The 14,654-nt window shown below is 39.8% G+C and carries 12 protein-coding genes; 5 read left to right on the forward strand and 7 right to left on the reverse strand.

The window, feature by feature from the left end; translation table 11 throughout:
- Positions 1-453, reverse strand: a 453-nt coding sequence (locus tag BHC51_RS02925; protein WP_306807520.1) for a calcium-binding protein, incomplete at its 3' end; no start/stop codon positions are given.
- A 498-nt stretch (positions 454-951) separates the two neighbouring features.
- Here BHC51_RS02925 and BHC51_RS02930 point away from each other — a divergent pair.
- Genes BHC51_RS02930 through BHC51_RS02940 form a run of 3 tightly spaced genes read left to right on the forward strand, consistent with a single transcriptional unit; the run spans position 952 to position 5,877 of the window.
- The gene (locus tag BHC51_RS02930) at positions 952-3,093 is read left to right on the forward strand and encodes a type I secretion system permease/ATPase (RefSeq protein WP_100153276.1); all 2,142 of its coding nucleotides are present in this window, start codon (positions 952-954) and stop codon (positions 3,091-3,093) included.
- Between the two features lie 34 nt (positions 3,094-3,127).
- Complete coding sequence (locus BHC51_RS02935) at positions 3,128-4,555, forward strand: HlyD family type I secretion periplasmic adaptor subunit (protein WP_180296420.1); 1,428 nt, start codon at positions 3,128-3,130, stop codon at positions 4,553-4,555.
- Positions 4,555-5,877 (forward strand): TolC family protein, encoded by a 1,323-nt coding sequence (locus BHC51_RS02940; RefSeq protein ID WP_100153277.1) that lies wholly within the window; start codon positions 4,555-4,557, stop codon positions 5,875-5,877. The genes BHC51_RS02935 and BHC51_RS02940 overlap by 1 nt, the downstream gene beginning before the upstream one ends.
- A gap of 856 nt (positions 5,878-6,733) precedes the next feature.
- Here the strand turns inward: BHC51_RS02940 and lptG are convergent.
- A complete protein-coding gene (gene lptG, locus BHC51_RS02945; protein WP_100124138.1) occupies positions 6,734-7,822 on the reverse strand; it encodes an LPS export ABC transporter permease LptG in 1,089 nt (362 codons plus the stop codon).
- A complete protein-coding gene (gene lptF / locus BHC51_RS02950) occupies positions 7,822-8,931 on the reverse strand; it encodes an LPS export ABC transporter permease LptF (protein WP_100100394.1) in 1,110 nt (369 codons plus the stop codon). The genes lptG and lptF overlap by 1 nt, the downstream gene beginning before the upstream one ends.
- A gap of 130 nt (positions 8,932-9,061) precedes the next feature.
- Between lptF and BHC51_RS02955 the strand changes: the two genes are divergently transcribed.
- Positions 9,062-10,471: a leucyl aminopeptidase gene (locus tag BHC51_RS02955; protein ID WP_100153278.1), complete on the forward strand. Its 1,410-nt coding sequence runs from the start codon at positions 9,062-9,064 to the stop codon at positions 10,469-10,471.
- A gap of 12 nt (positions 10,472-10,483) precedes the next feature.
- On the forward strand, positions 10,484-10,927 hold the full coding sequence (locus tag BHC51_RS02960; protein WP_100100392.1) for a DNA polymerase III subunit chi: 444 nt from the start codon (positions 10,484-10,486) through the stop codon (positions 10,925-10,927).
- 55 nt (positions 10,928-10,982) lie between these two features.
- On the opposite strand, the gene rfbD is transcribed toward BHC51_RS02960, so the two are convergent.
- From rfbD to nrdR, 4 genes are all read right to left on the reverse strand, one after another.
- Positions 10,983-11,843, reverse strand: a complete 861-nt coding sequence (rfbD, locus tag BHC51_RS02965) for a dTDP-4-dehydrorhamnose reductase (RefSeq protein WP_100100391.1) — start codon at positions 11,841-11,843, stop codon at positions 10,983-10,985.
- Between the two features lie 174 nt (positions 11,844-12,017).
- On the reverse strand, positions 12,018-13,151 hold the full coding sequence (ribD, locus tag BHC51_RS02970) for a bifunctional diaminohydroxyphosphoribosylaminopyrimidine deaminase/5-amino-6-(5-phosphoribosylamino)uracil reductase RibD (protein ID WP_100153279.1): 1,134 nt from the start codon (positions 13,149-13,151) through the stop codon (positions 12,018-12,020).
- Positions 13,152-13,154: 3 nt separating this feature from the next.
- Positions 13,155-13,751, reverse strand: coding sequence for a cytochrome C (locus BHC51_RS02975; RefSeq protein ID WP_143557484.1), 597 nt, complete (start codon positions 13,749-13,751; stop codon positions 13,155-13,157).
- A 106-nt stretch (positions 13,752-13,857) separates the two neighbouring features.
- Positions 13,858-14,313: a transcriptional regulator NrdR gene (nrdR, locus tag BHC51_RS02980; protein WP_100100388.1), complete on the reverse strand. Its 456-nt coding sequence runs from the start codon at positions 14,311-14,313 to the stop codon at positions 13,858-13,860.
- Positions 14,314-14,654: the final 341 nt, after the last annotated feature.

The raw sequence follows: 14,654 nt of genomic DNA on the forward strand, positions 1-14,654 counted from the left end.
AGTACCGTATAATACCATTCCTTCTGTGCGCAATTGTTCCAGAGTAACCGTCTTATCCTTAAATACAAAGTTTTCTATGGCATATTTATCACCTGCATAAAAGAAGTCTCTTACTTCAATTGAATCTCCTTCGTTATAGCCATAAATAATTAAAGTATTACCATTCTTGCGGAACTTAACTTCATCAAAATTCACATCCAGAAATTGAATTGTATCTGATTTACCACCACTGTCACTAACATAATCCTGACCATGCCCCTTGGCAAATACATAGGTATCATTTCCTTCTCCACCGTAAAGTCTGTCATTTCCTTCTTTACCAATTAAAATGTCGTCCTGATTAGTACCAGTCAAATTATCATTGTTTATACTACCCTCTACCAGATTAATATTATTATTTTGCTCAGCTGATAAAATTTCTTGATAGGTATTTATTTCTTTAAAAGTATTCAAGGTATCACCTCTTTGTTAAATATTAAATCAAAATAATTGTTTTAATTTACTACTACAATTTGATATTTATACATTAAAAACTTTACGTTAAATAATTTTTTTGATTTTACCTCCAGTTTAATTTATTTTAATATATATTAACCATTTAGATACTTTAAACTTATTTTTAATTCACAAAAGAACTTAACAAACACAATTTTAAAATTAAAAAATATTAATTATATTTTATCTAATTTTAAAAATATATTTTTATGATTATACTTGGATTAAATAATTATATTGATATTTTATTCACATCCCCCGTAAAAACAGTTATATAAAATAATTTAACACATTACGAGGATTTAAATCAATTCCCAACTTCAGAAACTTCTATCATTTTTTATTTGCAAAATTTAAAACACCAATAAGCTAATTCAAATATTAGCTTTACACTGTATTTTTTGTTATATTTGTGTTAAGTTATATACAGATACTTAAATAATTATTTTGAAATCTATGTCATTACCACCAGAATCTTCCATACCTGCTAAAATCCAGAAGCCTAGTATTGCAGTTTCTGCTCTGGTTCTTTTAGCTCATTTTCATGGCATGGCTGTTAATCCAGCTGATATTACGCATAGGTATGCTGAGAAAAATGATTTAAATATTGAGCAATGGCTACTTGCAGCTAAAGACTTGGGTTTGAAAGCTAAGCTGGTTAAGCAAAATATTGAACGTCTACCTTTGGTAGCCTTACCAGCAATGGTGTGGCGTGAAGATGGTCAGCATTTTATTTTAGCCAGAATAGATGGAGAGCGATATCTAATTCAGGATATTGAAGTAGGTAAACCTGTTATTCTGACTAAAGAGGAGTTTGCACAGCGTTACTCAGGTCAATTGATTCTTGTTGCTTCAAGAGCATCTATACTTGGACAACTGGCTAAATTCGACTTTACTTGGTTTATTCCAGCTGTAATCAAATACCGACGCATTTTTCTCGAAGTATTGGTAGTATCAGTCTTTATTCAGCTATTTGCGCTAGTGACGCCGATGTTTTTTCAGGTGGTAATGGATAAAGTGCTGGTACACCGCGGATTTTCCACTCTCGATGTTATTACTATTGCTTTGCTGGTGATTACTATTTTTGATGTGGTTTTAAATGGATTACGTACTTATATCTTTGCTCATACCACCTCACGTATTGATGTCGAACTGGGTGCACGATTATTCCGTCATCTGCTAAGCCTACCTCTGGCCTATTTCGAGCACCGTCGAGTAGGAGACACTGTTGCCCGGGTACGCGAACTGGAACAGATACGAAATTTTCTTACCGGCCAAGCCTTAACTTCAGTGCTAGATTTGTGTTTCTCTTTTATTTTTCTGCTGGTGATGTGGTTTTACAGTGGCTGGCTTACTTTGGTAGTAATTATATCTCTCCCCTGTTATGCCATTTGGTCTGCAACTATTAGCCCTATTTTGCGTTCACGTCTGAATGATAAATTTGCTCGTAATGCTGATAATCAATCATTTCTGGTTGAGTCGGTAACAGCAATCGGTACGATTAAAGCTATGGCTGTTGAACCTCAAATGACCAGACGCTGGGATCAGCAGCTGGCTGCTTATGTTAGTTCCGGTTTCCGCGTTGCCCGTCTGGCTACCATTGGCCAACAAGGTGTGCAGTTTATTCAGAAGCTGGTAACTGTTGTAACTTTATGGCTGGGTGCTCATCTGGTTATTAAAGGTGAGTTAACAGTGGGTCAGTTGATCGCTTTTAATATGCTTGCAGGTCAGGTTGCCGCGCCTGTTATCAGGCTGGCTCAGCTCTGGCAAGATTTTCAGCAGGTGGGCATTTCGGTTTCCCGTCTTGGCGATATTTTGAACACACCAACTGAAAATCCCACTTCTCGGATGGCACTGCCGGATATTAAAGGACAGATCGAGTTTGAAAAAATTTCCTTCCGCTATCGCCCTGATGGTGCGGAAATTTTACGTGATCTGAGCCTACATATTAAATCGGGTGAGATTTTGGGCATTGTCGGACGCTCAGGTTCAGGCAAATCTACCCTAACTAAATTGGTGCAACGTTTATATATTCCTGAACGTGGGCGAGTATTAATAGATGGTAATGACTTGGCACTGGCTGATCCAGCATGGTTACGCCGTCAGGTTGGTGTGGTACTTCAGGAAAACGTACTGCTTAATCAAAGCATTCGCGCCAATATTGCTCTTGCTGATCCGGGAATGCCTCTGGAAAAAATTATGTATGCAGCCAAAATGGCTGGTGCTCATGATTTTATTATGGAATTACCAGAAGGCTATGACACTATAGTCGGCGAACAGGGTGCCGGGCTTTCCGGAGGGCAAAGGCAACGGGTAGCTATTGCGCGAGCGCTGGTAGGAAACCCGCGTATTCTGATTCTTGATGAAGCCACAAGTGCGCTTGATTATGAATCCGAACGAGCCATTATGCAAAATATGCAGGCAATTTGTAGGGGACGCACTGTTTTGATTATTGCCCACCGCCTATCTACTGTTCGTATGGCCAATCGTATTATTGCTATGGATAAAGGAAGTATAGTGGAAGAAGGTACACATCAAGAATTACTGGCCAAGCCAGATGGTTACTATCGCTATTTATACCAGCTACAAAATAACTGATATTGAAACCAGAATAAGAAAATAAGATATGGGTATTCGCTTTCAAGCTTTTAAAGATTTCCTGCAACGCTATAGCACAGTCTGGAAAAATGTCTGGGCTGTCCGCTTTCAACTGGATCCCCCTAAGCGTGAAGAAGATGAACGTGCATTTTTACCGGCACATCTGGAATTAACGGAAACACCTCTTTCCGCTGCGCCCAAATGGACTGCGCGTCTGATAATATTGTTTGCTGTTATTGCACTTTTATGGGCATTAATTGGTAAGCTGGATATCGTTGCTTTAGCTATGGGTAAAACTACTCCCGGCGGACGCAGTAAGATAATCCAGCCACTGGAAACTTCGGTGGTAGACAAAATTGCTGTTAAAAATGGTGATCATGTAAAAAGTGGTCAAGTGCTAGTTCAATTAAGCGGCATAGGTTCTGATAGTGACTATGCGCAGTCAGAAAAATCCTTACAGGCTGCGCGTTTAAATAAATTGCGTCTGGAAGCTGTTATCCGTGCTATCGATACGCATCAGTCTCCCCAACTGGATCGGGAATTAGCTGCACAATGGCATCTTAATCCCGACCAGATTCTGGAAGCACAATCGCTGGCATTACATCAGTTTCAAACATGGTTTACTCAGGATGCTCAGTTACAAACAGTGTTGCGAGAACATCAGGCACAGCTCCAGGGAACGCAATCTCAGGTAAGCAAACTTGAGCAGACTACCGCTATTGAACAGAACCGTACAAAGGATTATAAAGACCTGCTGGCACAGAATTTTGTTTCTAAACATGCTTATTATGAGCAGGAAAGCAAGTATATTCAGAATAAAAATGATTTAGCCAGCCAGCGCAGCCAGCTTCGGCAGATTCAGGAAAGCATTCGTGAAGCCGAGCAGAATCGTCAGTTGCAAACCAACACTCTTAAGCGCGATACGCTTGATCAGTTGCGACAGGCAAATGAACAAATCCAGCAACTCACTGAAGCAACAGAAAAAGCATTACAGCGCAAACAGTTAATGACTCTGAAGTCTCCAGTTGATGGTACGGTACAACAGCTTGCAACCCATACTATAGGCGGAGTCGTCACTGCTGCCCAGCAGATTATGGTAATCGTACCTGATCAGGATCAGATGGAAATTGAGGCATTGGTACCAAATAAAGATATTGGTTTTATTAAAGCTGGCCAAGATGCTGTGATTAAAGTTGAATCTTTCCCTTACACCCGTTATGGCTATTTAACCGGTAAGGTAAAACATGTCAGCTTTGATGCTATTGAGGATGAAAAACTGGGACTGGTTTTTGCTGCAACCATCGTTATGGACAGAAATTACCTTATTGTAGATGGTAAAAAGGTAAATTTAACAGCAGGCATGAATGTGACCGCTGAAATTAAAACTGGAAAGCGTCGTGTTATCACATATTTGCTAAGCCCGCTGCAAACCAAAGTTGATGAAAGTATGCGAGAACGTTGATGCAAAAATATATTCGTATTGGTAGTTGGAAAGCTATCTGTACTCTTATTGGCTGCGGTGCTATCTCGGTATCTGCACAGGCATTCGATTTGTTTGATGCATGGCAGGCTGCAATAAGTTATTCAGCAGATTATGCAGCAGCTCAGAGTGAACGGGATGCTCTGAAAGAGCAATCGGTGCAAACAAGAGCAGCGTTACTGCCACAGGTAAATACTAATTATATCTATCAGAAACAGCCCTCCTCCCTGTCCAGTACTACCCAGACACACGGCTGGAATGTACAGGCAAGTCAGGCGCTGTTTGATAAAGCTAAATGGGCACAATACCAGCAAGGTAAAATTACCACTAATATGGCTGACTGGCAGCTTGAAAATGTGAAGGAAGATCTGTTATTTAAAGTAGCTAGAGCCTATTTTCAGGTATTACTGATTGAAGACAAGCTGGTTTCAATTGAAAAAGAACAAGAAGCCTATGCAATGCAGATCAGGCAAGCATTGGCCTTATTTAATAAAGGTGCAGCCACTATTGTAGATACTCATGAAGCGCAGGCTGGCTATGAAGCTGCTCGGGCAAAAAAAATCAGTGCGATGACAGATCTGCTGGTAGCACAAAATAATCTGGCGAACATTACGGGACTGGACCCGAAGAAAATTAAGCGTTTAAAAAATACTGATTTTGGCGATTTACTCGGTAAATCAAGTAAAGCAGACTGGATAAATCTGGCGCAGAAAAATAATCCAGAATGGCAACAGCAAAAGCTGGCATTGGAAAATGCCAGACAAGCTTATATTGCTGCTAAAGCAGAGCACTGGCCAAAGTTAACACTTAATGGCGGCTACCAGGATAATCATCAGATCCAGCAATTTTATGGCATGGATCATGGTACCCGTAGCAAAGGCGGTATTGTTACAGTTCAACTTTCAGTACCCGTATTCAGTGGTGGCCTGATTCACAGTAAAATTAAAGAAGCTGCTGCTAAAGAACAACAAAATAAATTCTTATTAACAGCTACGGAGCGTAAAATTGAACTGAATGTTGATCAGGCTTATCAGACAACGCTGGGCAATCTGTATCAGATTCAGGCGCAACAGCAGTTATTAAAAGCTAATTCAGTAAAATTACAGGCCACTCAATTAGGTCGTAAGGTGGGGATACGCAGTAATCTGGACGAATTACAGGCATTACAGGCCAAAGCCGATGCCGAACAAAAATTGGCTGAAGCACAATATGGCTATATCACCACTTATATCCAGCTCCTGCAAAATGCTGGTATTCTGACTCAAACCGATGAACAGAAAAAATTGCATAAAATTCTCTATTAGTTATTCTTTATGCTTTATAAACACATTTATTTGGAATATTATTGAGATAACTATGTCTGGCATGATCTGTTTTGCGCTTGCATATTAGTGAGTTATAAAGTAATTTATTAAATTCAATTTATATTCAATAAATCATCTGCCTCATACAGTAAGATGCAGATATAAATGATGGTAAATCAATTAACTTTATTAATATAATATGTATTTTCGTTCAAACATTAAAAATAATATCTGTAGTGAAGCAATATTATTGCTAGAAATCCCCACCGGTTCGTTTAAGAAATATCTGGTATATCTTTTGCATTACATGTTTTATCCAACTTCAGATCTACTGTATATTTTAATCTGAAATAATATAAAGATAATCTTTGGTAAAAATAACATGATTAATTGAATCTCACGATAATCAACGATAAATATTAGTGCTGGAAATCAAGATAATTTATCATCTTTATTGCCATGCATTTAAGGGGTTAGGCTAACTCATTACTAACAATAATTTTTATTTTCAATTATAAATAAAACGAAATCTCAAATTTACTAATACTCTTATTCATTTTAGTGATTTGTATAAAATGGTTGGAATGAGCCTTATTAGCTGATTCAGCAATAGCATCGGGTGACACCAAGTTGTCTTATTATTCCACGTAATATCTATATATGTGTACAAAATCAATAAATAAAGCTTCTTACTGTCTACCGTTTATTGATTCTAACTGCTGAAAAATATTCAAAAATTAATTCACCAATATCAATTTTTGAAGTTAGTGGTCATTTAAAGTATGTTTGGCCATTGAAATATGATCCAATTAGCTTCCTATAATTTTTAAAAATAATGATTTTAATGAATCTGGCACTATCGTTTTTCTTGCCGTCTAATCAGATATATAGCTAAGCATAAAAATAATAGTGTAGGCAGAAATGCGGCAATGAAGGTTGGTATCCCATATAACTGACTGGTAAATCCAAACAGTCGCCCTGAGAAGTGAAATAACAGTCCTAAACAAATTCCATTAAATAGTTTTAAACCCATATTTCCATGTCGGCTTTGCTGTGGTGTAAAAGCCAGTGCTACCAGTGCCATAACAATGCAGGCCAATGGATAGGCAATTTTGCGCCACCATGCCAGCTCGTAGCGGGTAGTTTGCTGGTGATTATTTTTCAAATGTTTGATATAAGTAGAAAGTGCCATAATAGACATCTGTTCGGGCGTTACCAGCAATATATTAAGAAGCTGGTGATTAACAGACATATGCCAGTCCAGATTTTCCAGTTGATTCACTACTATCTGATGCTCTTCCAAAAGTGACTGGTCTACCTGATGCAGGTGCCATTTCGACTTTTTACCTTCCTGAGTATGAGAATCAACATTGGCACTGACTGCATGCAAAGTTTCTATTAGATGAAACTGTTTATCATGACGATATATGCTGATATTCTTTAAGCTGCCGTCAGGTAACATTTCAGCTACATTAACAATATCATCACCTTGTTTCAACCAGATACCGCTATCTCCTGCACTAATGCTATTCTGACGAGCATGCAATTGATATTGCTCTGCATAAGGACCTGTTTTAGGTACTATATATTCACCCAGTAATGCTGCAATAATGGCAAATAGCAAGCCAAACTGTAACATCATACTGATAATCCGAGTCAAACTGATACCTGATGTTCTGATTACAGTAAATTCACTGTGACTGGCCATCTGATTAAGACACACCAGCGCACCTATCAGCACAGCCAGAGGCATAAGCTCATATGCATGTGTGGGAATCAGTAATAGAACATAATACAGCATTTTATTGGCAGTATATTTCCCATCACCAACATGGCTGATTTCACCCATAATATCAAAGAAGCTGTATAAGCTTATCAGTGCCAGCAATGCATACAGAGTACAAATGGACAATTGGCTAATTACATAGCGATTAAGCAAACGCATCAGGAGCGACCTCCTAGTAATGATGTAAATGCTGTTTTAAATGATGCTGAGGGAAGATCCCGCCACCGCAATAAAAACAAAAACACCATAAACATCAAAAGATGCATAGGCAATATGCCAAGCCAAAACGGAATGCGGTCATTTTCAACCAAATCCCGTAAAAAGGTTAGTCCATTCTGGTAAATTAAAAATACAGCAATCGCGATCAGAATATTGTAAGTATGGCCGGTACGCGGATTAAAATAAGATAGAGGTAAGGCCAGCAAAGCCAATATAATTACACTTATTGGCAATGATAAACGCCACATCAGCTCAGCCTTGTAAATGGCTTTATCACTGGCAAATAATGCAGCGGTAGGAATGGTGTGACGGTTTTGTTTTGGATCGATAACCATTGTATTAACGCTGATGACTAGGGTCATTTTGTCAAATGAAGCTCTTTGATAATCTGCTTGTCCGGGCTGTCCATAATAGCGGAAACCATCTTCCAGAGTCAGAATACGCTTTTCTCCATCCTGTTTGAACTCACCACGCTTGGCAAAAATCGTACTGTCTTTGCCATTTTTTTCTTTTTCCTGTACAAACAGGTTGCTGGCAAGGCCACTATCAGGGTTAAATGATTCAATAAAATAAACCCGTGGATGGCTTTTACCTATTTCTCGGAAGACACCCGGTTCCAGCAGTGACATTTCCTGCTTCTGTTTCAGCAATTCTGCAAATTCGCGGCTACGCCACTCTGCCCATGGCTGAATCAGCATTGCTACCACCCCAACCAGAACTGCAAACGGAAGAGCAAATTTCATTAAGGGGAAAATCCAGTTTCTTAATGATAAGCCACTGGACAGCCAGATAACCATTTCGCTATCACGCCAGTAACGAGTAAGTACCGTAATGATGCTAATATAAGCAGTTAAAATAAGTAATACGGGCGTCAGTCCAATTGTCCAGAACCCGATTAATGCTGTTACTGCATCAATAGCTACGCGGCCGCTGGCAGCTCGACCCAGCAGATTAATTGCTTGCGTGGCTACCAGTACTACAAGCAAAATCACGAAAATGCCAACGGCAGCCCATGATAATTCTTTAATAAATTGGCGTTGATAAATCATAAAATAATAAACACATATGCGACTGTCCGTATTTTAGTGACAGCCTGCGTTACAATAGGGCCATCCAAATCAGCTTTGGGCATGATTTGTCCAGAATATATACAACGCCCTTATATTGGGAGAGGAAAAGATGGAATTTAACATAAAAGCCGAACAATTGCAGCCGCAAAACAATAGCCCTTTACTTATTGTCTGCACTGCAAACAGTAAACACAACAATCCTGTAGCAGGTACTTTACTATCTCAATTGCAACAGCAACCGAAAGATTTTATTGCTACTCATATGGTTGAGCAGAACCATATACAGGCTTTGGCCGTGGCATGCTTAGAAAAAGAAGACTATGCCAGTATTCAGAAATTGGCTTCAACGGCAGCCAACTGGGCTAAAGAGCAAACCCAGATTAGTGTTGATTTAAATTCCTTGCCTGAGGTACTGGCACAACAGTGGGTACAGGCATTCACGATTGCAGTAGGTGAATCTGTTTACTGCTTTGATATGTTTAAAAAAGATTCTAACCCTGTATCACTTAAGCATATTTATTACTATACTGTTCACGCAGTAAGCGAATATCTAAACAAGGGTGAAGCCGTTGTTTATGGTATGAATATCTGTAAAGATCTGGGTAATGCACCGGGTAACCTATGTACTCCAGCCTATCTGGCCTCTTTTGCTTCTAAAACTGCAACTGATGTGGGTGCCCATGCTCGAATTATGGCAAAGGCCGATATTCAGGAAATGGGTATGAATGCTTTGCTGGCAGTTGCACAGGGCAGTTCTGCCGGAGCTTATCTTATTGAGCTGCAATATCACGGCGCTCCGGATGCTGAAGATAAACCCGTGGTTCTGGTGGGCAAAGGTATTACTTTTGACTCTGGCGGTATCTCCCTGAAACCGGGAGCTGCAATGGATGAAATGAAATTTGATATGTGTGGTGCTGCCGCTGTTATTGGTACTTTTGCAGCTGCTGCCAAGCTTAAACTACCACTAAATCTAATTGCTATTATTCCCACCTGTGAAAATATGCCTTCCGGTAATGCAACCAAACCGGGAGATATTGTTAAGGCAATGAATGGTTTAAATATTGAAATTTTAAACACCGATGCAGAAGGTAGACTAATTTTATGTGATGCCCTTACCTATGCTGAACGCTTCCAGCCAAAAACTGTAATTGATGTAGCTACTTTAACCGGAGCCTGTATCATTGCTCTGGGACATGTTGCACAAGGTGTACTGGGTAATAATCAGTCAGTTATTGATCAGTTATTACACGCAGCAGCCAGTATTAATGATAAAACATGGCAATTGCCTCTGTTTGACGAATACAAAGAACAGCTAAAATCCAATTTTGCTGATTTGCAAAATATAGGCGGACGCCCTGCTGGAACAATTACTGCTGCAGCTTTCTTGTCCTGTTTTACCGAAAGTTATCCATGGGCGCATCTGGATATTGCTGGTACAGCCTGGCATTCAGGCAACAATAAAGGTGCTACAGGTCGCCCTGTGCCGCTGCTGCTTGAATATCTGATTCAGCAATCATGAATTTGAGACGATATGGCTATTACTACTTTTTATACTCACATTACTGACCCAGTCTCTTTTACTTGTCGACTGACTCAAAAAGTATATAAAAGTGGAGCAAGCGTTCTGATCTGGTTAGAAAACGAAAGCCGTGTAAATCAATTTGATCATGCTCTATGGTCGTTTCAGGCTACCAGTTTTATCCCACATGAAATCTGGTCACCTCAGCAACCGCAGCCGCTTACTGCACAATCGGTGTTACTGGCTTATGGTTCAGATTTACCTACAATACAGAAGGATTGCGTGGTTATTAATCTGGCGGATGTTTATTGGTGTGATGCCCCCATAATACCAGACCGGGTATTGGAGCTAGTGAGTACTGATCTAGATGAAATAGCAGCTGCACGACAGCGTTTTCGTACTTATCGGGATGCTGGCTTTGTTATTGAGCACCATGATATGCGTACACAAAAGTAATGCTGGCAGACATTAAAAAGCGGGTTAGCCATTAACCCGCTTTTTGCACATTCTTTTAATTCAGCAATTTAGTGATAATGTGTGTTAAAGGTGTATCGACTACTGGTTCTGGGAGCATGTTTTGTAAGGTACGGCTATCCAGAATACCAAACTCAGGTCGTCTGGCTGCCGACTGATAATCAGCAGTGCCAATACGCTCAACTTTGACTTGTTGGTAGCGCTCATCGATTTCAGCTGCTTCAGCAAAAATACGTTGAGCAAAATCTGCCCAACTCATTTGCTGGCTACCAGCAAAATGCATTAAGCCGCGTGGAGAATCGGTTAATGAAGCAAGGCGGATAATAGCTTCAGCCAAATCTCCCGCATAGGTGGGGCAACCAATCTGATCGTCTACCACTCGGATAGTGGATGTTTCTAATCCTTTTTGTAACATGATTTTTACAAAATTGTGTCCATATTCACTGTATACCCATGAAGTACGAATAACAGCGGTGTCAACATGCGCGTTTAAAGCCAGTAATTCACCTGCTAGCTTACTGTGACCGTATACATTTAATGGATTAGGTGCCATATTTTCTGTCAGAATTACGTGATGATGACCATCAAATACTTGTTCAGTAGACAGATGAATCAATCGCGCACCAATTGCTCTAGCGGCCTGAGCCAGATTTAATGTTCCTGTTGCATTCACCGCAAAAGCTTTGGCTATATCAGTTTCTGCTGCATCAACCTTGGTATAACCTGCTGCATTTATAATTACATCCGGTTCAAAGGTTTTCACCATATTGAGCACATTATGTGCATCAGTAATATTCAATGTCTGCGAGTCACTGGCAATCAGTTCCCAACTTTCCGGCAATCTGTCTCTTAAACAACTACCCACTTGACCTTTTGAACCTGTTAATAAAATACGCATGGCTAAGCCTTTGTTTTAAATTACTAATAAAATAACTACAATGCAGCTAAATATGATGTTGCACACATGAAGTGCTCAAACAATAAGCTTATTGTTACACAACACTAGTTTATTTTCAGCATGGTTTTTTATATAAAATAAAGATTGTTTGTATAAATAAACTGGTTATTAATATTAACCCACGATCCCTGTTAACCAAGTAGCGCTTTGTTGATGGCGCAATAACCAGCGACAATCCTGATCCATAACATCTACAGCAACAGTCTGCCATTCAGAATCGGTTAATGCCTGCGGATTTTCCGGTAACTCAATAGCATTACGTGCTGTTGCCCCGAGAATTTTCGGAGCCTGATAATAAATTATTTCATCTACGGCATTAGCGGCCAGTAAGGCTGAATTCAGAATAGAACCTGCTTCAACCAGTATCAGACCAATATCACGTTGTGCCAGAGCAGGCCATAATTCTTGCAAATTAATCTGGCCATCCTGATTTGCTGGTACAGTCAAAATAGAAACATGTGGGTAAGGGGAAAAAACAGCTTTTTTAGCAGTATCAGTAATAGTGGTAACAATCAGTGTAGGGCTATTTATATCATGGATTACCTGATAAGCAGGTGTGATTCGTAGCTTACTGTCCAGAATGATACGTAATGGCTGTCGTAATGCTGAAAAGCGTCGCACATTTAATTGTGGATTATCTGCCAGTATAGTATTGATACCCGTTAACACTGCACAGCTTTCAGCACGTAATGTCTGGACGTCATTACGTGCTGCCTCTCCTGTTATCCATTGGCTTAAACCGTTACTCAGCGCTGTCTTGCTGTCGAGACTCGCAGCGATTTTCAGCCTGATATAAGGTCTGTATCTTTCCAGCCTGGATAAGAAACCCGGATTCAGTGCACGTGCCTGCCGTGTATACAAACCACTCTCAACCTGTATACCAGACTGTTGCAACATGCTTAGTCCATTACCTTTAACCAATGGGTTGGGGTCACTCATGGCCACAACCACACGCTTGATATGAGCATCAATCAGAGCCTGCGCACATGGGCCTGTCCGGCCGGTATGGCTGCAAGGTTCCAAAGTAACATAGGCAGTAGCATCCTGTGCCAGTTGCCCTGCCTGTCGTAATGCATGCACTTCGGCATGTGGTTGCCCTGCTCGCACATGAAAGCCTTCGCCGACAATTTGCTCACCACGCGTAATTACACAGCCTACCCGCGGATTAGGGCTGGTAGAAAACCGCCCTTGCCAAGCTAGCTCAAGGGCGGTTTGCATGAATTTTTTATCAAGCTCAGAAAAGCTCATCTTTTAACTGTTCTGTACATTAATGGTTTTCAGCGTAGCAGCAAGTGCAGCATCACTGGCACTATCGCTGCTGGCGCAAACGGAATAAAGATTATTGCTTCCAATCAGAGCAACGCAGCTTTCGTTGAGTAAAGCACCATTCTGCTGATGACTGAAGCGATAATTCATACGGTTTTCTGTAGCAATACCTACCTTGATATTACTGATGGCTGCATTGTTTTTCAGACTATCAGCCAAATTCTTGAAATACTCATTTGCCTTAATTTTTATCTCACCCAAATTACTAACTGCAAGAGTAATGTTACTGCTTGCATCATACTGTAATAAAGTAAGGCTATTTATTTGTGCCTGATCTACTTTGTCGTTTGCGCTATCCATTGCATCAGCGAAATCACCATTTACTACAATACTCAGCTTACCATCCTTACTGGTTAGAGTCTGGGTAGATGTTACGGCAGTAGCAGATGCAACATTGCTTGCAACACTACTTGCAGCCTGAGTATCACTAGCATCCATCGTCACAGAAGTATCTTTTTGTGTACACGCAGATAAACCTAACGATGCGATTATTACAAACAACGATAAACGAAATTTCAACATGATATATTCAAGCTTTCATGACAAGGCACAATAATTACAAAGTATAACAAGAATTAGCGCCTAATGCAGCGAGCTATTTCAAAATAGCCAGACAAAATAAATACTTTTAATCTACCTTTTGTAATGTCGCAATTAGCTGAGTAAATTCCGAAACATCATGAAAGCTTTTATACACTGAAGCAAAGCGCACATAAGCAACCTCATCAAGTTTAGCCAATAAACTTAGCACCATATCTCCAATCATGTAACTGGGAACTTCTTTGACACCCATGTGGTAAAGATTGGTTTCAATCTTTGCTACAGCATTTTCAATGCTTTCCCGATCCATTGGCCGCTTATGTAGTGCCCTGCTAATACTGGTATACAGTTTAGCCGGATCAAACAACACCTTTTCTCCAGTACGCTTGATAATCAGCGGCATTCGCATCTCCACTACTTCCAGCGTACTAAAACGACTATCACAGGCCAAACAGCGACGACGACGACGTATACTGTTATTACCTTCGCTCAGACGCGTATCAATCACCTGTGTATTATGATGCTGGCAAAAGGGACATTTCATACAAATGCAAATTAATATTGATGGAATTGAATGGCTATTGTGGCAGGCACTACTATGGCTGGCAAGCTCATTTATTTTTTATGTCAGTACAATATAACCAATTATCGCAGACTTATCCACCTGTACACAGAATCCAACGCAAAACTTCAGGTAAAATATGGGGATAACTACCATAGAATACTGATTTTTATTATGTATTTTACGTTGATTAAAAAATAGGCAAGTCATAATAAATGAATTGTTTTTCAAGTGGTACCAAGCAATGACAAGAATGGCAGTACAAGTAATAATCAAAAATTTAATTAATCAAATCATTTAATAAACTTAAAAAAATCATCCAC

The organism is Snodgrassella alvi, from assembly GCF_002777745.1.
Taxonomy (GTDB): domain Bacteria; phylum Pseudomonadota; class Gammaproteobacteria; order Burkholderiales; family Neisseriaceae; genus Snodgrassella; species Snodgrassella alvi_D.

What these genes read in the sequence shown, in the direction of transcription:
- nrdR (WP_100100388.1), bottom strand. Translation starts at nt 14,313, where the DNA reads ATGAAATGTCCCTTTTGCCAGCATCATAATACACAGGTGATTGATACG.
- lptF (WP_100100394.1), bottom strand. Translation starts at nt 8,931, where the DNA reads ATGATTTATCAACGCCAATTTATTAAAGAATTATCATGGGCTGCCGTT.
- rfbD (WP_100100391.1), bottom strand. Translation starts at nt 11,843, where the DNA reads ATGCGTATTTTATTAACAGGTTCAAAAGGTCAAGTGGGTAGTTGTTTA.
- BHC51_RS02975 (WP_143557484.1), bottom strand. Translation starts at nt 13,751, where the DNA reads ATGTTGAAATTTCGTTTATCGTTGTTTGTAATAATCGCATCGTTAGGT.
- lptG (WP_100124138.1), bottom strand. Translation starts at nt 7,822, where the DNA reads ATGCGTTTGCTTAATCGCTATGTAATTAGCCAATTGTCCATTTGTACT.
- BHC51_RS02955 (WP_100153278.1), top strand. Translation starts at nt 9,062, where the DNA reads ATGGAATTTAACATAAAAGCCGAACAATTGCAGCCGCAAAACAATAGC.
- BHC51_RS02930 (WP_100153276.1), top strand. Translation starts at nt 952, where the DNA reads ATGTCATTACCACCAGAATCTTCCATACCTGCTAAAATCCAGAAGCCT.
- BHC51_RS02960 (WP_100100392.1), top strand. Translation starts at nt 10,484, where the DNA reads ATGGCTATTACTACTTTTTATACTCACATTACTGACCCAGTCTCTTTT.
- ribD (WP_100153279.1), bottom strand. Translation starts at nt 13,151, where the DNA reads ATGAGCTTTTCTGAGCTTGATAAAAAATTCATGCAAACCGCCCTTGAG.
- BHC51_RS02940 (WP_100153277.1), top strand. Translation starts at nt 4,555, where the DNA reads ATGCAAAAATATATTCGTATTGGTAGTTGGAAAGCTATCTGTACTCTT.